The sequence below is a fragment of the Rhodococcus sp. FW305-130 genome, from assembly GCF_058788335.1.
In genome coordinates, this window is sequence record NZ_JBYTAP010000001.1 from 1226642 (window position 1) to 1245917 (window position 19276).

The window sequence follows — 19276 nt, forward strand, 5'->3', positions numbered from 1 at the left end:
TGACTTTCGCGTGGCCGAATCAACTCAGCCAGGAGAGCCATCGCGTGACCATCACCAGCTTCCGTAACGTTGCCATCGTCGCACACGTCGACCACGGCAAGACCACCCTCGTCGACGCCATGCTTCGTCAGTCCGGCGCGTTCGAGGAGCGCGCCGAGCTGGTCGATCGCGTTATGGACTCCGGCGACCTCGAACGCGAGAAGGGCATCACCATTCTCGCGAAGAACACCGCAGTACATAAGGTCAACGAAGACGGTTCCATCACCGTCATCAACGTCATCGACACCCCCGGCCACGCCGACTTCGGTGGCGAGGTCGAGCGCGGCCTGTCCATGGTCGACGGCGTCGTCCTGCTCGTCGATGCTTCCGAGGGACCCCTGCCGCAGACGCGTTTCGTGCTGCGCAAGGCACTCGCCGCTTCGCTGCCCGTCATCCTGGTCGTCAACAAGACGGACCGCCCCGACGCCCGCATCGAAGAGGTTGTCACCGAGGCTCAGGACCTGCTCCTCGACCTCGCATCGGACCTGTCCGACGAGGCCGCCGAAGCCGCTGAGCTCGCACTCGAACTTCCCGTCCTCTACGCGTCCGGTCGCGAAGGCAAGGCATCGACCGTGCAGCCCGAGAACGGCAAGGCTCCCGACGCCGAGGACCTCACCGCACTCTTCCAGGTGCTGATGGAGTACGTCCCCGCGCCGAAGGGCTCGGTCGACGCACCGCTGCAGGCTCACGTCACCAACCTCGACGCATCCGCATTCCTCGGTCGCCTCGCACTCGTTCGCATCCACAACGGCGAGCTGCGCAAGGGCCAGACCGTGTCCTGGTGCCGCGAGGTCGACGGCGAGCCCGTCGTCACGAAGACCAAGATCACCGAACTCCTCACGACCATCGGTGTCGAGCGCGTTCCCGGTGAGGTCGCCGTCGCCGGTGACATCTGCGCCGTCGCAGGATTCCCGGACATCATGATCGGCGACACCCTCGCCGATCTGGAGAACCCGGTCGCACTGCCCCGCATCACCGTCGACCAGCCGGCAATCTCGGTCACGATCGGCACCAACACGTCACCGCTCGTCGGTCGCGTCAAGGGTCACAAGCTGACTGCACGCATGGTCAAGTCCCGCCTGGACCAGGAGCTCGTCGGTAACGTCTCGCTCAAGGTCCTCGACATCGGTCGCCCCGATGCGTGGGAGGTCCAGGGTCGTGGAGAGCTCGCGCTCGCCATCCTCGTCGAGCAGATGCGTCGTGAGGGCTTCGAACTCACCGTCGGTAAGCCGCAGGTTGTCACGCAGCTCGTCGACGGCAAGGTTCACGAGCCTTTCGAAGAGCTGACCATCGACAGCCCCGAGGAGTACCTCGGCGCCATCACGCAGCTCCTGGCCAACCGCAAGGGCAAGATGGTCCAGATGTCGAACCACGGCGCAGGCTGGGTTCGCATGGAGTTCATCGTTCCTTCGCGTGGCCTCATCGGCTTCCGCACGGACTTCCTCACGGAAACCCGCGGAACCGGTATCGCCAACGCCGTGTTCGACGGATACGGTCCGTGGGCCGGCGAGATCCGTGCGCGCCACACCGGCTCGCTCGTCTCGGACCGCTCCGGCACGGTGACGCCGTTCGCCATGATCCAGTTGGCCGACCGTGGAACCTTCTTCGTCGAGCCCGGCGCAGACACCTACGAGGGACACGTCGTCGGTATCAACCCGCGTCAGGAAGACCTCGACATCAACGTCACTCGCGAGAAGAAGCTGACCAACATGCGTCAGTCGTCCGCAGACGTGATGGAGACCCTCGCAAAGCCGATCAAGCTCGAACTCGAAGCAGCGATGGAGTTCTGCTCCAGCGACGAGTGCGTCGAGGTCACCCCGGAGGACGTCCGCGTCCGCAAGGTGCACCTCAACGCAACCGAGCGCGCTCGCGAGCGTTCACGTAGCAAGGCACGCGACAAGGCTGCTCTGTAGTCTTTCGTCGGTTACAACCTGACAGGCGGATGTGCCTTTCAGCCGAGTTTTCGGCGGAAAGGTACATTCGCCTTCATGGTTTCCAGGCGAAAGATCTGCCAGGGAATCGAGTGCAAAGGGGCGACGCGGCCCCGTACGGAAGGAATTGTCTGTGGCCTCAGGACGTCGCTACCTGGCGTTGGCAGTGGCAGTGACGGCGTTGTCACTGACTGCATGTACAGCCGATCCGCCGCCTCCGGTCGAGAGCACCGAAACCGTCAAGCCCACACCGACTCCGGTCGTTCCGGCGATGAAGCAGGTCACTGTGGCAATCGACGAGGTGGGAGGCGGATTCAACCCGCACCTGCTCGCGGATCAGTCGCCGGTCAACTCCGCAGTCGGCAACCTCGTACTGCCCAGTGCGTTTCGCCCGATCAATTCGCCCACACAACCTGGCGCGACGGAGTGGGCGATCGACGATTCTTTCCTCGTTTCCGCTGAAGTGACGTCGGAGGCCCCGTTCACGATTCGCTACCAACTGCGCAACGAAGCCCAATGGTCGGACGGCGCTCCCATTGCGGCAGAAGACTTTCGCTACCTGTGGCAGCAGATGATCTCGGTTCCCGGTGTGGTCAATCCCGCGGGCTATCAGATGATCGACGACGTGAACTCGTCCGGCGGCGGCAAAACGGTCAACGTCGTGATGCGTGCGCCGTATCCGGCATGGCGAGAGTTGTTCACCGATATTCTTCCGTCCCACCTGATCAAGGACACTCCCGGCGGTTTCAGCACCGGCCTGAGTGAGGGGATTCCGGTGTCGGGAGCCCACTTTCACGTGCGCTCGGTCGACCGCGGCCGGGACGAAATCGTGCTCGAACGCAACGACCGATTCTGGGGCAAGCCTTCAGACCCGGATCAGATAGTTCTGCGACGCGGAGGAACGGCTGCGCAGTTGGCGGATGCGCTGCGTACCGACGATGCCCAAGTGGCGCAGGTTCATTCGGGTAGTGCCACGGATATTCAGCTGTCTGCAATCCCGGGTGTCAGGACGGCATTCTCCTACGTTCCGCGCACTCTCGACATCAACGTGAACGGGCGAAGCAAGAACTTCGCGGATGTTCGGGTGCGTAAAGGTGTTCTGGGACTGCTCGATCCGGACCTGCTCGCCGTGGTGGCGGCAGGGAGTGAATCGGCGTCGGCCCCGGTGAAAGCTCAGATTCTCGCTCCGTCGGATCCGGGATATGCGCCCACCGCGCCGCCGAAACCGACCAGGGAGCAAGCACTGGGCGAGCTGACCGCAGCCGGCTACCTGACGGCACCGCCCACCGGAATCGTCACGGGCACTGGAACGGTCGGATCGATCGTCCGTGACGGCGCCCAGTTGACACTGCTGATCGGCGCTCCCGAAAACGACGACATCGCGATCGCCGTGGCAAACACCGCTGCCGACGAATTGCGTGACGTGGGAATCCTGGCGACCGTCGAATCGGTGGCGCCGGAGGAACTCTACGGCGAGGACCTGACGACAGGACGCGTCGACATGATCGTCGGTTGGAGCCGGGCAGGCGCCGACACGGCCACTTCGCTGGCCTCGCGGTTCAGTTGCCCGAGCGCACCTTCCACTCCGGCAACAAGTTCGGCAGTGCCCGCACCGACGCCGTCGCAGACACCGGAGCCCATCCGAACGACAAGCGTCGAGGCTCCGAGCAACCTGTCCGGGCTGTGTGATCCGGCGTTGCAAGGTCGGATCGACGAAGCGCTCAGTGGCATCGGGGATCTCGGGTCGTTGATCGCCGATGCGGAACCCAAGCTGTGGGATCTTGCGGCGGTTTTGCCGATCGTGCAGAGCCGAGCGCTGGTCGCGGTCGGGACCGGAGTCGAGGGCGTGGTCCTCGACGGGCCGGTGCAGGTGGGGATATTCGGAAACGCTACGGACTGGGTGAGGGTGGAAAAGTGACCGCGTCGGCGAAGCGACTTCTGTTGGTACACGCACATCCGGACGACGAAACGATCACCACCGGTGGCACCATCGCGCGATACGCGTCCGAAGGCGTCGAGGTCACAGTCCTCACCTGCACGTTGGGGGAGGAAGGCGAAGTGATCGGTGATGCGTGGGCCGGGCTCGTGGCTTCCGAGGCCGATCAACTCGGTGGCTACCGGATCGCGGAACTGAGCGCTGCTTTGTCGGCTTTGGGCAGTGCCGCTCCTCGCTTCCTCGCCGGTGCCGGTCGGTATCGCGACTCCGGAATGATCGGCACACCTTCGGCCGCCAATCCCCGTGCTTTTGTCAATGCTCGACTCGACGAAGCAGTCGGCGCGGTGGTCGCCGTCATTCGTGAGATTCGGCCGCACGTCGTGATCACGTACGACCCCAACGGCGGCTACGGGCACCCGGACCACATCCAGGCGCACGCGATCACGACAGCGGCCGTCGAAGCTGCAGGAACGACCGCGTATCCCGAGACCGGCGAGCCGTGGTCGACTCCGAAGTTCTACTGGACCGTGACCGAGCGCAGCGGACTCGAACGCGGCATCGCGGCGATTTCCGAGTTCCCGGAGAACTGGCGTCTGCCCGAGCCCGGGGAATTGCCGAGCGTCGAGGACACAGACGTGACGACGGCAATCGACGTTCGAGGCGTCATCGATGCGAAGGCGAGGGCATTGAGCGCCCACGCCACTCAGGTGACGGTAGCCCCGAGCCGAGCCGAGTTCGCATTGTCGAACAACGTGGTCCAACCGATCCTGACGGTCGAGCATTTCGTATTGGCCGCCGGCGCGCTCGGTCCGGTGGGTGAGGACGGCCGCGAGCGCGATCTGTTCGGCGGGCTGCACAGCTGACCTGGGCGTCGGCTCACAGGCATTGCGATCGACGCCGTAGTGGTGTGTGATGCGTGTCACCGGATGGGTGGTCCTTTCGGTAACAGCAAAGCCTGGGGGCTGAAGAAATGTACAACTGGGACCTGCAGAACCAGATCGTCGCCTTCGTCGATTCGTTGCGTCCGATGGCTGGTTATTACCACGACTTGTATTACGGGTCGCTATACGCATTCGCAGATCAGCAGAGTCATTTGCTGACTCTGCTCGGGTTCCCGCCGGTTCCCTGATCAGCTTCGTGCTTTTCGGGCGCGAGCCGGGGTGCTTGTCGGGAGGGACCCCGCGCTCGCGCGATGACGACCGATAGACCACTATCAAAACCATGACGACCGTCGAGAACAACACGGACGCCTCGACAGGAACGTCGCTGTCGTGGCTCGACCCTGTCATCCTCGGCGTCCTGATTTTCGACGGATTTCTGTGCGCGGTGTTGTCCGTCCTGTTCTTGCCGACTCATCTCGGTACGACGGCATTTCCCATCAGCATTCTCGTAGCCGCGACCGCGAACCTCGTATTGGTGATCGCCGCCCGCACGGTTACGACGCCGGGTAGGGCCGCATTGCCGCTCGCCGGTTGGATCGTCGGGTTCTTGGTGTGCATGGTGGGCGGCCCCGGCGGCGACGTGCTCGTGCTTTCGTCCCCTCTGACCTTCCTGCTGCTGGTCGGTGCGATCGCTCCGGCCGCCGTTTTCCTCTTCAAGGTGGCGATCAACAGACTCGCCACCCTCAGCTCGCAATAGTTCTCGGCGCGCGCGTAGGAAACTGACCCGTGCATAAGGGACACTCAGCCTGTGGCTGAACATGATTTGGCGGGTGCGACTATCGCCTTGACCGCAGAACGGCGTGTCGAAGAATTTGCGACGCTCCTCGAACGTCGAGGCGCGGAGATCGTGCGGACACCGGTGATCCATGTGCTGCCGTTGGTGGACGATCGAGACCTGAGGACTCAGACGTCCGCTTTGATTGCCGATCCTCCGGAATTGGTCGTGATCAGTACCGGGATCGGCTTCAGGGGTTGGCTCGACGCCGTCGCCTCGTGGGGTTTGACCGAGGAGTTCCTCGGGGCTCTCGCCCACACGCGCATCATCGCCCGCGGCCCCAAGGCGACGGGTGCCATCCGAGGCGCCGGACTGCGCGAGGAATGGTCGCCTTCGGGTGAGTCGTCCGAGGAAGTTCTGGCACATCTCGGAAGCGAGGGAGTGGCAGGCTTGCGCATCGCAGTCCAGTTGCACGGCACCATCACCGAATGGGAGCCGTTGACGGACCTGAGCGCCTCCCTCGCCGACATCGGCGCGGTTGTCACTCCGGTATCGGTCTATCGGTGGATCCGGCCGCCGGATCAGTCGCCGGTCCGCGCGTTGGTCGCTGCAGTTCGTTCCGGTGCGATCGACGCGCTGACCTTCACCAGTGCCCCCGCGGTCTCCTCGATGCTCAGCACGGCAAAAGAAATGGGCGAGCTGGAGCGGTTCGTCGCAGCGATGCGCGGACCGGTACCGACCTACTGCGTCGGACCGGTGACGGCCGCCCCGCTGGAACTCCTCGGTGTTCCGACCATCCAGCCGGAGCGATCGCGTCTCGGTTCGCTGGCGCGGCTCATCATCGACGACCTGCCCACACGTCGCCACCGCCCGGAGTGACGGCTTCGATCAATGCCCACGCGTTCTCGGCGGGGAGATCGATCACCTCGTAGCTTCCGGTGCCGGCGGGCGTCGCGGCGACGACGGTTGCCACTCCCGCGCGTCGTTGGAAGAACGTCTCGCGCACCGTCCATCCGATGACACCTTCGGATTCGAGACTGTGACGCTGGCGATCGAGCGAGCCGTTTCGGGTGATCAACCATCCGGGTAGTACTGCGTGGCCGAGGCCGTTGTATCGGTCGAAGGCGAGGACAGTGCCACCGATGGCGAGTACGGCGACCCCGAACCACGCGTAGATCGGTACATCGAGTCCAGAAGCCGCGCACGCCACACAGACCAGGAACGCCACCGCGGCGAGGAACAGTGCTCGGGTGTACCGGCGACGCCGCGCGGCCGGGCCGTGCGGGATCAGCGGGGCGGACGCCTGGCGTGAGTCACCGATCACGGTGGCCATCACTCGCTCGGCTTCCCTGCGTGGTCCCTGTGGGAGTAGTAGCGAAGATTCCTTCTTCTCGGCGCTGACCCCGGTCATGATGGCGTCGAGACGCGCGCCGCGGGCCAATCGCAGCAGGAGCGGTTCCTTGAGCGTCGTGCCACGGAGGCGGGCGCGGTCGAGTGTGGTTTGCCGAGTCTTCAACAGGCCGTGACTGACATGCAGGATGCGGCCGTTGTCGGTGAGTTTCATGTTGCCGAACGCGATCAGGTACTGGACGCAGGCGAGTGCACTCGACAGCACCAGCAGCACGACGAGTGCGATGACGACCATCAGTGCGATGCCGAGGCTCTCGAGTGAGTCGAAGCTGTCGCTCACTGCCGAGGATTTCGCGACGGCAGTGCCGATGCCGTATTGGAACGAGATGCCGATGATCGCTGCGATGATGGCGATTCCGGTGAACGAAAAGGGGGCGTAGCGAACCCAACTCGGTTCCCAGTGACCGATTTCGGTGTCGACCGGTTCGGTGATGCTTTCGACCGGCGTGCCCGGGGTTTCCAGTCGCCGTGCTTGCTGGGCGCCGGCCAACAGTGCGGCGCGTAGGTCCGGAACCAGGGCGGTCGACAGGGCGTTGAGCTCGAACTTGTTCGAATCGTGGCCGCTCCCGGCGCGCTGGCCGGTACCGATGCGCACGATCGACAGTCCGAGCAACCGGTGCATGACCCCGGCCTCGACGTCGACGGATCGGATGCGGCTACGCGGGACGGAGAGCAGCTTTTTCTGGAAGACCCCGGTGCGCAGTTGAACGTGGACGGGTCCGATTCGGTACGTGGTGGTGAAATACCGCAACAAACCGAAGATGACGAGCAGAGTGACGACGCCGAGTCCCCACCAGTGGTTTCCGGATTGGCTGCCGAGAACTACTGAGACGAGTAGGACCGGGAGCAGTTTGACGACTTCGTTGACGGGGTGGACCAGAAGCATGCGTCGGTCGAGGCGGAGCCAGGGCTGTTCCTCTTCCGCGGCCTCGGCAGCTGCCGTTTCCGCCTCTACCGGGATCTCGATCGCGGTCGGGTCGCCCAACTGTTTCTCGTTCACGTCGCGTCTCCCACGTTGGTACCCGCGATCTCCGTCAGTTGAGCCACCGTGCGGTCGGCGACTTCCTGGTCGAGTGCGGAGATCTTCACGGCCCCGGCCGACGACGCTGTCGTGACCGTGACGGTTGCCAGACCCAACATGCGGTCGATCGGTCCGCGCTCGGTGTCCACGGTCTGCACGCGCGAGATCGGTGCGATGCGTCGCTCCTGGGTGAACCAGCCGGTGCGGGTGTACACCGCGGTGTCACTGATCTCCCATCGGTGGACGCGATACCGCCACGCCGGGACCATCAGAATGTAGGTGGCAGCGAAGAGCACGGTGACTGCGAATACGGTGCCGACCACCCAGGACGGGATTCCGGGTATCAAGACGGCACAGACGATTTCGGCGACGATGACGGGTACCCAGAACAGTGAGGCAGTGATTGCCCACAGCCTCGGGGCTTTGGTGCTGGGTCGCCATAAGGGGTCGGCCATGGTCAGCGGTTGCGGCGCAGTCATGGGCACTACTTTGGTCGAGTGAGGGGCGATCTGTCGACATCGGCCCTATCGTGGAGTGTGGCGACCGCGAAGGGAGCACGTGATGACCGAACAAGATGCGACATTCGACCCGGAGGCTCCGGAATCAGATGCGCTCGAACAATCGACACCCGTAGATCCGAACGCCCCTGAAGAACCCGATCTGACCGACATTCCGCTCGACGCGCCAGTGGCTGACGTGGTGGATCAACGAGTCGAGGTTGCGGTCGACGACGACTACCGGCCGTCGTGATCGAGGCGGTGTCGGGGCGGTGAGGCCGCCTACTTCTGGCACCGGGTGGCACTAGTCGTCCCACATGGCGCATGATCGCTAGGTGAACCGAACTGGTGATGACTCCGGCAAACCCACCATGCTTCCGATGCCAGGTATTTCCGCGTCCGCCTCGTCCAGTCCGTCGCCCGGCCCGTCAGCGTCGGCGATGCGGCGAGTTCTCCGTCGTGCACGCGACGGAGCGACCCTGAACGTCGACGAGGCGGCAACGCTGCTGCAGGCACGGGGAACCGATCTGACCGATCTGTGTTCTTCGGCGGCCAAGGTTCGCGATGCCGGTCTGCTGGCAGCGGGTCGGCCGAACACCGTGACGTATTCGCGGAAAGTTTTCATTCCGCTGACCCGTCTGTGCCAGGACAAGTGCCACTACTGCACATTCGTCACGGTGCCGGGGAAGCTGCGTGCCGCTGGGCACGGCATGTTCCTGGAACCGGACGAGGTTTTGGACATTGCCCGGGCAGGCGCCGAATTGGGCTGCAAGGAAGCGTTGTTCACGCTGGGGGATCGCCCCGAGGCTCGCTGGCCGGAAGCCAAGCAATGGCTGGACGAACGCGGCTACGACTCCACCCTCGACTACGTGCGAGCGATGTCGATCCGGGTACTCGAGGAGACAGGCCTGCTCCCACACCTCAATCCCGGTGTGATGAGCTGGCAGGAACTCTCGCGGCTCAAGCCCGTTGCGCCGTCGATGGGCATGATGCTCGAGACGACCGCTACCCGGCTGTTCACCGACAAGGGTGAGTGCCACTACGGCAGCCCGGACAAGGACCCGGCGGTTCGGCTACGCACCCTGACCGACGCAGGCCGACTGAACATCCCCTTCACCACGGGAATTCTTGTGGGCATCGGGGAGAACTTCCTCGAACGTGCCGAGTCGATCATGGCGATACGCAAGTCGCAGAAGGCGTTCGGCCACATCCAGGAAGTGATCATTCAGAATTTCCTGGCCAAGCCCGATACCGCGATGCGCAATACGCCTGATGCTGGACTCGACGAGTTTCTCGCGGCCATCGCCGTCGCACGCCTGCTGCTCGGGCCGACGATGCGGATTCAGAGTCCGCCGAATCTCGTCTCGAACAGCGAGTGCCTCGCGCTGCTCGGCGCAGGCGTGGACGACTGGGGCGGGGTGTCACCGTTGACCCCCGATCACGTCAACCCCGAGCGTCCCTGGCCGAATCTCGAGACCTTGGCCGAGATCAGCGCCGAGGGCGGCTTCACGCTGACCGAACGCACTGCGGCTCAGCCGGCATATGTCCTGGCCGGGGCTCCGTGGATCGATCCGCGTATTGCGGGTCACGTGCAGGCGCTGGCGGATCCCAAGACCGGTCTCGCCTTGCCCGACACCAAGCCGGTGGGCCGGCCGTGGCAGGAACCGGACGAGTCGTGGGAATCGAGCGGACGCGTCGATCTCAATACCGAGATCGACACGGACGGGCGCAACACCGAGACCCGCAGTGACCTGGGCAGTGCGTTCGGCGACTGGGAGACCGTGCGCGAACAGGTCCTCGAACTCAGTGCTCCGATTCGCGTCGACACCGATCTGCTGGCTGCGCTCCGCAGTGCCGAACGCGACCCGGCCGGATGCTCCGACGACGAGTACCTTGCCCTTGCCACGGCGGAGGGCCCGGGCCTGGAAGCTGTTGTGGCACTGGCGGATGCGCTACGCAAGGATGCCGTCGGCGAGGACGTCACCTACGTGGTGAACCGGAACATCAACTTCACCAACATTTGCTACACGGGCTGCCGGTTCTGTGCATTCGCGCAGCGCAAGGGCGACGCCGACGCCTTCACGCTGTCGGCAGAGCAGGTCGCCGACCGTGCGTGGGAAGCGCACGTCGCCGGCGCGACCGAGGTGTGCATGCAGGGCGGTATCGATCCGGAACTTCCCGTCACCGGTTACGCCGACCTGGTCCGGGCCGTCAAGAAGCGCGTGCCGTCGATGCACGTCCACGCGTTCTCGCCGATGGAGATCGTCAACGGTGCATCGCGCAGCGGTGAAAGCATCAGGGATTGGCTGACTGCGCTGCGTGAGGCGGGCCTGGACACCATTCCCGGTACGGCAGCGGAGATCCTCGACGACGAGGTGCGTTGGATCCTCACCAAGGGCAAACTGCCGACGGCAGAGTGGATCGAAGTGGTCACCACGGCCCACGAGGTGGGGCTGCGATCGAGTTCGACGATGATGTACGGGCATGTCGATCAGCCGCACCACTGGGTCGGGCACCTGAATGTTCTTCGCGGAATTCAGGACCGTACAGGTGGATTCACGGAGTTCGTGCTGCTGCCGTTCGTTCACCAGAGCGCGCCGCTGTACCTGGCGGGCGCTTCACGGCCAGGGCCGACCAACCGGGACAACCGCGCTGCGCACGCACTGGCACGCATCATGCTGCACGGTCGCATCCCCAACATCCAGACCAGCTGGGTCAAGCTCGGGATCACCGGAACGCAGATGATGCTCAACGGCGGAGCCAACGACCTCGGTGGGACGCTGATGGAGGAGACGATCTCGCGGATGGCAGGCTCCGAACACGGGTCCGAGAAGACCGTCGCGGAACTGCGCGCCATCGCCGAGGGAATCGGACGCCCGGCGCGCGAACGAACCACCACACATGCACGACGCGAAGGAGCGATTGCCTGATGGCCGATGTTCTGGGGGACCGCAAGGTCGTCGAGGTTCTCGATCGAGCGGTATGGGGGATCAACCCGGTTCTCGATCTCGCCTACAGCGATCCGCTCGGTATCAAGCGTCGGACCTTCGAGCCGACCGATCCCGAGCGAAATGCCGCAGCGATGGTGTTGGACGCGGCGGCCTGGGTCCTCGACGTCGTCAAGTTCCCCGGGACGGCGGCGTGGTCGGTGATGACCGACGAGCAGCGCTCGAAGTGGTGGACGACCCGGTTGGGTGCACTCAACACCGTTGCCGTCGCGTTCCCCGGCATCTTCGGCGTCCTCCTCAATCGGCTGCCGATCCAGGACCTTTTGGCATTCGCGAATCAGGCCGTTGTGCTCGTTGCGGTTGCCCGTGAACACGGAGTGACGGAGCGGGATCAGCAGGTGGACCTCCTGGCGTCGGTGCTGTGCCGGCGTGAGACCAAGTCCCGAGATCTGCTCGCCGGTGAGGATTTCGCCGAAAAGTCGGTCAGCGGTGCCGACGAGACCTGGCGCCCGTTCGCGCTCATCGGCACCTTGTGGCGCACGTCCAAGACTTTTCGTGCCATCACGGACGAGCTGCACAAGCGGCCGTCGCGGACAAAACCGTACGAGATTTTCGGCAAGATTCCGGTGGTCGGCGTCGTGGCGGATTATCTCGGTGAGCGCGGCGCTTTGGTCCGCGCTGCTGCTGCGGGGGAGAAGTGGATCGCGATTCGGTCGAGGAACATCACCGCAGTAGGCTGAAATGTGTTACCCCCGCCTGCTCAGAGTCGGTTGGCAGGGGGATAATAGGCTGTTCCCGCGGTACGTGAGAGTCGTATCGGATTTTCGGCCCCTTGCAACTGCGTGTTGCGGCGGCGATGCACGACAGGAAGGCAGGGAGATCGGCAGTGACCTACACGATTGCTGAACCGTGTGTAGATGTGATGGACAAGGCGTGCATCGAAGAATGCCCTGTCGACTGCATCTACGAGGGTGGACGCATGCTTTACATCCACCCCGACGAGTGTGTCGACTGCGGCGCGTGTGAGCCTGTCTGTCCCGTCGAAGCCATCTTCTACGAAGACGACGTCCCGGACCAGTGGAACGCGTACATCAGCACCAACGTCGATTTCTTCGACGATCTCGGTTCGCCGGGTGGAGCGGCCAAGCTCGGCAAGGTCGACTACGACACGCCGTTCATCAAGGCGCTGCCTCCCATGGGTGAGGAATAGAGATCTTGTCTCGTACTCCGGTGGCCGCTGGGCTTCCTGATTTTCCGTGGGATTCGCTCGCCGACGTCACGGCGAAGGCGCACTCTCATCCCGACGGCATCGTGAACCTGTCCGTGGGAACGCCGGTTGATCCCGTTGATCCGGTGATCCAGGAGGCTTTGTCCTCTGTTGCCGAGATACCCGGATATCCGACGACGCACGGCACGCTCGCACTTCGCGAGGCCGTAGCGGAGTCACTCGATCGCCGTTACAACATTCCCGACGTCGATCCGGCAGCGGTCCTGCCGGCGATCGGCACGAAGGAAATGATCGCGTGGCTGCCGACATTGCTAGGTCTCGGAGCCGACGATCTGGTGGTCATTCCGGAGTTGGCATACCCGACGTACGAGGTCGCGGCGAAGCTGGCAGGCGCTCGCGTCCTGCGCGCCGACGGCTTGAACAAGCTCGGTCCCGAGTCGGCGGCGATGATCTTCGTGAACTCGCCGTCGAACCCCACCGGCAAAGTGCTCGGCCTCGAGCACTTGCAGAAGGTCGTGGCCTGGGCGCGCGAGCGGGGCGCGATCGTCGTCTCCGACGAGTGCTACCTCGGATTGACGTGGGAAGCGGATGCGCTCTCCATTCTCGATCCCCGGGTCAACGACGGCGATCTGACCGGTTTGCTTGCGGTCCACTCGCTTTCGAAGACGTCCAATCTCGCGAGCTATCGCGCCGGGTTCGTCACCGGTGATCCGGCTCTGGTGTCGGAACTGCTCGAGGTGCGAAAGCACGCGGGCATGATCCTGCCGCTGCCGATCCAGGCGGCGATGACCGCAGCTTTGGGCGACGACCAACACGAGAACATCCAGCGCGAGCGGTACCGCGAGCGTCGCAGTGTGTTGATCGAAGCTGTTCGAGGCGCCGGATTCACCGTCGACAACTCCGAGGCGGGTCTGTACCTCTGGGCGACGCGCGGCGAGGAATGTCGAGCGACGGTCAGTTGGTTCGCCGATCGTGGGATCCTCGTTGCCCCCGGTGAGTTCTACGGACCGAGCGGTAGCAAGCACGTGCGGATCGCGCTCACTGCAACAGACGAACGAATCGCCGCGGCAGCAAAGCGCCTCTCCGCCTGAACTGCGTGCTTTCCCAGGTGTCAGGTTCCCTGATGTCGGTATCGGTCCGATGTAAGGTCGCGCTGTGACCACCTCAGGGACCGGCGGCTTGGACGCGGTACTGATTTTTGCTGTCGTTGTCGCCTCGGTTGCACTGATGCTCGTGTGGTTGAAAAGTCGTCGAGTTTTCGGAGAATTCCCACGCTCGGCAGCTCTCCTCTGGCTGATGGTTGCGGTGCCGTCCATCCTGCAGTCGCTGATACCAGGACTACTCGAGATGTTTCGTCGTGATCCCGCGTTGATTCGCGACGGTCAATGGTGGCGCATTCTGACCTCCGTGCTCGTCCAGGACGGAGGGGTCGCAGGAACCGTCACCAATCTCGTGACGCTGGCCGTGGTTGCACCGCCTGCGTTTCGGCTCTGGGGCGCCGCACGCGGCTGGGCTCTCTTCCTGCTCGGTCAACTGTTGTTCGGTTTGCTCACCACCGCAGTCTTTCCGTCGACCGGCGCAGGTAACTCCGGTGCCACACTTGCTCTGGCAGCGGCGGCCGCCGGAATCGGTGTTCTGGTGCGCCCGCGAATGCCTGAGATTGTTCTGACGGCCGTGATTGTCGTCGGCGGCGCAACCCTGGTGACGGTCGACGATGCGCACGGATTCGCCGTTCTTTCCGGGGCGCTTTTGGGGGCGGCGCTGGTGACGCTGTTCCCTCCGCACTCGATAGACGCGCGTCGGGCGGGAGAAAGTTTGCGACCATCGGCCCTGTGAGATGCTGTCGTGGTGCTGCTGAGATCACTGAACCCCCTTGCTGTCGCCCGCGGTGACGACCTCGACGACGCCGTGGCGATCGGTGACACGGTTCTCTCGCGGAGTGCCATTCTCGGTGCCGCGACCTCGGTCGCGGAACGAGTGGCGCAGGCCGATCGGGTTGCCGTATTGGCAACTCCCACAGCAAAAACGATCCTCGCCGTCGTCGGGGCATTGATTGCCGGTGTCACCGTTGTGCCGGTCCCGCCGGACTCGGGGAAGGCTGAGCGGGAGCACATTCTGCGTGACTCGGGTGCTCAAGCGTGGCTCGGTGAAACGGACGACCACTGCGACACTCTGCCGGTAGTTCCCGTCCGGTTGCACGCTCGCTCGTGGCACAGCTATCCGGAACCGGCACCGCAGTCCACAGCATTCGTCCTGTACACGTCCGGAACCACTGGCCCACCGAAGGGCGTTCTGCTCAGTCGCTCGGCCATCGCAGCCGGGATCGACGCGCTTGCCGAGGCCTGGGACTGGACGTGGCGAGACACGCTCGTGCACGGGCTTCCGCTCTTCCACGTGCACGGACTGATCCTCGGAATCCTCGGCCCCCTCCGGATCGGCAGCCGGGTGATCCACACCGTCAAGCCGACGCCGGAAAATTACGCCCGGGCGAAAGGCTCCCTCTACTTCGGTGTTCCCACCGTCTGGTCGCGTATCGCCGAGGACGAAGAAGCTGCCCGCGCGTTGTCCGGTGCCCGACTTCTGGTTTCCGGTAGTGCGCCGCTTCCTGTGCCTGTCTTCGAAAAGCTACGGGACCGAACAGGATTGACGCCCATCGAGCGATACGGCATGAGTGAGACGATGCTGACTCTGAGCACACGTTTCGACGGCGAGCAACGCCCAGGGTGGGTCGGCGTGCCGCTGCGCGGAGTCGAGACTCGTCTTCGTGACGAGAAGGGCAACGACGTGCCACACGACGGCGAGAGTATCGGCGGTCTACAGGTACGTGGGCCGATGCTTTTCGACGGCTACTTGAACCGTCCAGACGCAACCGCCGAGTCCTGGACGGAGGACGGCTACTTCAAGACCGGTGATGTCGCCGTCATCGACGAGGGTGGGTTCCACCGAATCGTCGGCCGCGAATCCATCGACTTGATCAAAACCGGTGGATTCAGAGTCGGCGCCGGCGAGATCGAGACCGCCATCCTCGGGCACCCTTCGGTGTCCGAAGTTGCGGTGATCGGTGTCCCCGACGCCGATCTGGGTCAGCGGATCATCGCCGTCGTAGTCCGTAAGCCCGGGAGCCCCGAGGTCACCGAAGCTGAATTGGTCGAGTTGGTCGGGGCTGAGTTGTCGGCGCACAAGCGTCCCCGTGAGGTTCGCTTCGCCGAGACTCTGCCGCGTAACGCGATGGGCAAGGTCCAGAAGCGCGAGCTCTTCTGAGAAGAGCGGTTTGCTGAAAAGTCGCTGTGACGCTTGAAGGTTCGTGACTTCGGTCGGACTGTCCCGGAATATGGGCTCGTCGGTTCTCCGACGATTCAGCGCTAGTTGGAATTTCTGTGTTCTTGGCTACACTACCGCCCGGTAGGGATAGCTTCAGTCGCACGCATGCCGTCGGTATGTCCTAGTGCGAGTGGCCTCGGAAGGGCAGATTTCATGGCGGGCGGACGGCATTCGAGTCCTGACAGCGGGCGATCGATCGGGTTCTACGCAGTGGGTGGGTTGGTTGCCGTCGCGGTAGTCGCTACCGGGGTGGTGGTCTTCAAGGCAACACAGTCCGATTCCTGCGAGAGCGTCGACGAGTACTCGCTGGCAGCAGATCCTGCGATCGCGCCTGCAGTCACGGAGATCCTCGCAGAATCGTCGCCGGAGCAGACAGGCTGTTCGCGGATCACGGTCACCTCTGCGTTGCCAGGCGACGTAGCGGGAACCCTGGGCAAGGGCGTGGACGCACCGGACATGTGGATACCGGATTCGACAGCGTGGGTCGGCAAAGCTGCACTGACGGCCAAGGGACCGGTTGCTGCCGCCGGCGGTTCGATCGCCACCTCGCCTGTCGTCCTCGCCTCCGGCGGTGGCGAGCAGTTTGCCAGTTGGCTCACGGCGCTTCAGGTTCCCGATCTCGCGCTGGGCAATCCGTTGTTCACCGGGGTTGCGTCGGCGCCCATTCTCGGAGCCCTCGCGGAGACAGGGGCCACCTCCGAATCGGTTCGAGCGGCCCTGGTACCCCATGCCCAAGCAGAGAGCGTTCGTACCGAAGATCAGCCGGTAGGGCAGAAGATGCTCACCGAATTGGTCAGCTCCGGGAAGGTCGGTGTTTCGACCGAGCAACAGGTCGTCGAGTTCACGAAAGCCGAGTCGAAGATTTCCGCGACAGTACCGGCGACTGGAACCATGATCATGGATTACCCCCTGGTTGTCAGTGCCTCGGCGCCGGATCGGCACTACGCGGCAGCGAAGAAGAGTGACGCCATAGCCGACCTGTTGCACAGTGAATCTGCTCAGGAAGTGCTGACACGCAGCGGTTTCCGTACTTCCGGGGGTGGAGCTGTCGAAGGTGGAGTTGGTGACGTGACGGCCTTGACGGTCTCCGAACAGTCGGTGGCCGATCAAACGCTGGGCGCTTGGGCTCTGATGGCCAAGCCGATCCGGACACTCGTTGCGATCGACGTGTCTGCGTCGATGGACTACCCGGCAGCAGGCGGCAAGACGCGCATGCAGTTGACCACTGCTGCCGCTCTCGCCGGCAATCAGGTCTTCCCGGACAGTGTCGCTGCCGGTCTCTGGGCGTTCTCCCAAGGTATGAACGGAACCCAGGACTTTCAGGAATTGGTGCCGATCAGGCGCTACGACACCATCGTCGACGGCGTGACTCAGCGAAAGTTGATGGCTGATCAGGCGAACCGGCTCACCGAACTCAAGCGTGGCGCCACCGGTTTGTACGACACGACGCTGGCCGCCTTCCGTAAGGTGCAGGAATCGTACGATCCGCGAGCGGTCAACAGCGTCATCATCTTGACCGACGGTGCCAACGAAGATCCCGACAGCATCAGCCGTGAACAGCTGCTCGATGTTCTTGCACGCGAGCAGGATCCGGCGCGTCCGGTCATCATCGTCACCATCGGCATCACCGATGACGCCGATGCGGCGGCGCTCGCCGATATCTCCCGCGTGACGGGCGGTTCGACGTACATCGCTCGTGACCCCTCGGAGATTTCCGAGGTGTTTGTGAACGCACTGGCTCACCGAGGATCGTGAGCGACACCGAGGAACTCAGGCCGCGTCGGGACCGGCCCAGGGGGTCGGAAGTGGCGGAGCCTCAGACGAATATCGGTGCCCGGTAGGCGTCGTCGTGGTGAAGGTGTGCCGGGTACCTGGTACAGGTTCGGCAGACCAGCCCGAGCCCTGTTTCGCGTAGTTGCATGCCGCGCACAACCCGGCACCGTTGGCTGCGCTGGTGAGGCCACCCCTGGAGTGATCGCGGATGTGGTCGCGGTGACGAACCGGCGCGTCGCACCACGGAGTGCGGCAGCTTCGATCACGAAGTTCGATCAATCGTGCCAACCCCTTCGGGAAGGTTCTCGCGGTGGATTCCATTGCGGTCAGTGCGCCCGTATCGGGGCGTGCGTAGAGCTTTCGAACCGTTGTCATGGTTTCGGAGTCCTCGCCGGACAAGGTGATCCATTCACGTGCGATGGCTGCTGGAACAGGTCCGTACCCGTGGACGTGGGCAGGGTCGGAACCGTCGCCGAGTAGTGACTGGTCGGAGACAATCAGATTCACCGTGACGGGTGTCGGTGTGGCGCGGCCGATTCCGGTGACCCGCTCCACCAGGAGATCAGCCATGATCTGAGCTCGCGTGCGCTCGTCCCCGCCGGCAAGTACGGAATCTGCATCGCGGCCGAGCGTGGCATATACGACGGTACCCGCGGCAGCGGGAAGTAGGACATTGAGCCAGCACATCGTGTCGGGCGCAGGCCGAGACGTCACACGTCTGTCTCGTACGGCTTTGCGTGCTCGTCTGGCAACACTGTCGGCGTCTATTTCCGCAGTGCGTGCGCGGATTCTTTCTGTCAGTTGGTGGGTGCCACATCCGTCCAAGATCGCAGCGTCGCAGCAGAACTCGCGATCCAATGCAGCGCGATCCTGGACTGTGAGACACGCAGTTTCACGCATGAGAATTGTCGCTTGATGCTCACTGATGGAGCCACGGACGAGTAGTCGAAGTGTGTGCGGCATCTCGTCGTTCAGTGCGCGGGCCAGGTTGAGATGCTGAGTTCCGAACCATGCCGACTCTCGCCGTGCGAGGGCAATCTGTGCGTTGATTCCACGGCCCTGGTACGAGCGCGGAACTCCCCGTTCGCCGCGGTCCTTGCGGGTTACCGTGTCGAGATCGGCAGCCAGCAATGCCTGGGCCCCAGCGCAACTGGCCTTCAGCTCTTCCAGTGCGCGTAGTAGATCCACGCGAGCTGCGTTGTCGATGGAACGATCCATGCTGACGAGTGACGCTCGGAATTGTCCGATCGTCTCTTCGGATATCGTCTGTTTGGATATCGCCTGTTCAGATACTTTCGTCGTCACTTTTACCCCCCAGTAGTGTCGAACATACATTCGATACTAGCGCCGACGGTGAACGCACGCAACGGCTTTCTCTGTTGGCGTCCGAAAGTTCCGACAGTTCGGTTTTCATGGTTGACTGGTCCTCATGATCGAGTTGAGGGGATTGACCAAGGTTTACGGACCGACGAAAGCGGTGGACGATTTGTCGTTCACGGTCAAGCCGGGCATCGTG

General features: G+C 63.6%; 16 protein-coding genes. 13 read left to right on the forward strand and 3 right to left on the reverse strand.

What is annotated here, in order from left to right:
* Positions 1 to 44: 44 nt before the first annotated feature.
* The 5 genes from typA to AC3WQS_RS05975 all read left to right on the forward strand — a co-directional run bounded on the left by typA (position 45) and on the right by AC3WQS_RS05975 (position 6441).
* Positions 45 to 1952, forward strand: coding sequence for a translational GTPase TypA (typA, locus tag AC3WQS_RS05955; RefSeq protein ID WP_007726276.1), 1908 nt, complete (start codon positions 45 to 47; stop codon positions 1950 to 1952).
* 151 nt (positions 1953 to 2103) lie between these two features.
* Positions 2104 to 3888, forward strand: a complete 1785-nt coding sequence (locus AC3WQS_RS05960; protein WP_030536226.1) for an ABC transporter family substrate-binding protein — start codon at positions 2104 to 2106, stop codon at positions 3886 to 3888.
* Positions 3885 to 4769 carry an N-acetyl-1-D-myo-inositol-2-amino-2-deoxy-alpha-D-glucopyranoside deacetylase gene (gene mshB, locus AC3WQS_RS05965; RefSeq protein ID WP_007726273.1) on the forward strand — a complete coding sequence of 295 codons (885 nt, stop codon included), beginning with the start codon at positions 3885 to 3887 and terminating at the stop codon, positions 4767 to 4769. Before AC3WQS_RS05960 ends, mshB begins: the two co-directional genes overlap by 4 nt.
* Positions 4770 to 5127: 358 nt before the next feature.
* On the forward strand, positions 5128 to 5544 hold the full coding sequence (locus AC3WQS_RS05970) for a hypothetical protein (protein ID WP_030536224.1): 417 nt from the start codon (positions 5128 to 5130) through the stop codon (positions 5542 to 5544).
* Between the two features lie 51 nt (positions 5545 to 5595).
* Positions 5596 to 6441: a uroporphyrinogen-III synthase gene (locus AC3WQS_RS05975; RefSeq protein WP_003945251.1), complete on the forward strand. Its 846-nt coding sequence runs from the start codon at positions 5596 to 5598 to the stop codon at positions 6439 to 6441.
* Here AC3WQS_RS05975 and AC3WQS_RS05980 read toward each other — a convergent pair.
* Positions 6401 to 7972 (reverse strand): PH domain-containing protein, encoded by a 1572-nt coding sequence (locus tag AC3WQS_RS05980; RefSeq protein ID WP_492712984.1) that lies wholly within the window; start codon positions 7970 to 7972, stop codon positions 6401 to 6403. The genes AC3WQS_RS05975 and AC3WQS_RS05980 overlap by 41 nt on opposite strands.
* Positions 7969 to 8472, reverse strand: a complete 504-nt coding sequence (locus AC3WQS_RS05985; protein ID WP_007726268.1) for a PH domain-containing protein — start codon at positions 8470 to 8472, stop codon at positions 7969 to 7971. The genes AC3WQS_RS05980 and AC3WQS_RS05985 overlap by 4 nt, the downstream gene beginning before the upstream one ends.
* 82 nt (positions 8473 to 8554) lie before the next feature.
* On the opposite strand from AC3WQS_RS05985, the gene AC3WQS_RS05990 reads away from it, so the two are divergent.
* The 8 genes from AC3WQS_RS05990 to AC3WQS_RS06025 all read left to right on the forward strand — a co-directional run bounded on the left by AC3WQS_RS05990 (position 8555) and on the right by AC3WQS_RS06025 (position 17742).
* The gene (locus AC3WQS_RS05990; protein ID WP_003945217.1) at positions 8555 to 8743 is read left to right on the forward strand and encodes an Rv3202a family protein; all 189 of its coding nucleotides are present in this window, start codon (positions 8555 to 8557) and stop codon (positions 8741 to 8743) included.
* 118 nt (positions 8744 to 8861) lie between these two features.
* Positions 8862 to 11420 carry a bifunctional FO biosynthesis protein CofGH gene (locus tag AC3WQS_RS05995; RefSeq protein ID WP_003945208.1) on the forward strand — a complete coding sequence of 853 codons (2559 nt, stop codon included), beginning with the start codon at positions 8862 to 8864 and terminating at the stop codon, positions 11418 to 11420.
* Positions 11420 to 12178: a hypothetical protein gene (locus AC3WQS_RS06000; RefSeq protein ID WP_020908480.1), complete on the forward strand. Its 759-nt coding sequence runs from the start codon at positions 11420 to 11422 to the stop codon at positions 12176 to 12178. Before AC3WQS_RS05995 ends, AC3WQS_RS06000 begins: the two co-directional genes overlap by 1 nt.
* A gap of 146 nt (positions 12179 to 12324) precedes the next feature.
* A complete protein-coding gene (gene fdxA / locus AC3WQS_RS06005; RefSeq protein ID WP_003945248.1) occupies positions 12325 to 12648 on the forward strand; it encodes a ferredoxin in 324 nt (107 codons plus the stop codon).
* A gap of 5 nt (positions 12649 to 12653) precedes the next feature.
* Complete coding sequence (gene dapC, locus AC3WQS_RS06010; RefSeq protein WP_021332787.1) at positions 12654 to 13757, forward strand: succinyldiaminopimelate transaminase; 1104 nt, start codon at positions 12654 to 12656, stop codon at positions 13755 to 13757.
* 64 nt (positions 13758 to 13821) lie between these two features.
* Positions 13822 to 14502 (forward strand): rhomboid family intramembrane serine protease, encoded by a 681-nt coding sequence (locus AC3WQS_RS06015; protein ID WP_322742164.1) that lies wholly within the window; start codon positions 13822 to 13824, stop codon positions 14500 to 14502.
* A gap of 12 nt (positions 14503 to 14514) precedes the next feature.
* Entirely contained in the window at positions 14515 to 15927 is a 1413-nt protein-coding gene (locus AC3WQS_RS06020; protein ID WP_492712986.1) for an acyl-CoA synthetase, read from the forward strand.
* A 213-nt stretch (positions 15928 to 16140) separates the two neighbouring features.
* On the forward strand, positions 16141 to 17742 hold the full coding sequence (locus AC3WQS_RS06025) for a substrate-binding and VWA domain-containing protein (RefSeq protein WP_029536790.1): 1602 nt from the start codon (positions 16141 to 16143) through the stop codon (positions 17740 to 17742).
* 15 nt (positions 17743 to 17757) lie between these two features.
* On the opposite strand, the gene AC3WQS_RS06030 is transcribed toward AC3WQS_RS06025, so the two are convergent.
* Positions 17758 to 18978: an HNH endonuclease gene (locus AC3WQS_RS06030; protein WP_492712985.1), complete on the reverse strand. Its 1221-nt coding sequence runs from the start codon at positions 18976 to 18978 to the stop codon at positions 17758 to 17760.
* Positions 18979 to 19276 lie beyond the last annotated feature (298 nt).

Excerpts from the sequence above, each read along its gene's own strand:
- AC3WQS_RS05970 (WP_030536224.1), top strand. The coding sequence starts at position 5,128 with ATGACGACCGTCGAGAACAACACGGACGCCTCGACAGGAACGTCGCTG.
- AC3WQS_RS05985 (WP_007726268.1), bottom strand. The coding sequence starts at position 8,472 with ATGACTGCGCCGCAACCGCTGACCATGGCCGACCCCTTATGGCGACCC.
- AC3WQS_RS05990 (WP_003945217.1), top strand. The coding sequence starts at position 8,555 with ATGACCGAACAAGATGCGACATTCGACCCGGAGGCTCCGGAATCAGAT.
- AC3WQS_RS05995 (WP_003945208.1), top strand. The coding sequence starts at position 8,862 with ATGCTTCCGATGCCAGGTATTTCCGCGTCCGCCTCGTCCAGTCCGTCG.
- AC3WQS_RS06000 (WP_020908480.1), top strand. The coding sequence starts at position 11,420 with ATGGCCGATGTTCTGGGGGACCGCAAGGTCGTCGAGGTTCTCGATCGA.
- AC3WQS_RS06025 (WP_029536790.1), top strand. The coding sequence starts at position 16,141 with ATGGCGGGCGGACGGCATTCGAGTCCTGACAGCGGGCGATCGATCGGG.
- AC3WQS_RS06030 (WP_492712985.1), bottom strand. The coding sequence starts at position 18,978 with ATGGATCGTTCCATCGACAACGCAGCTCGCGTGGATCTACTACGCGCA.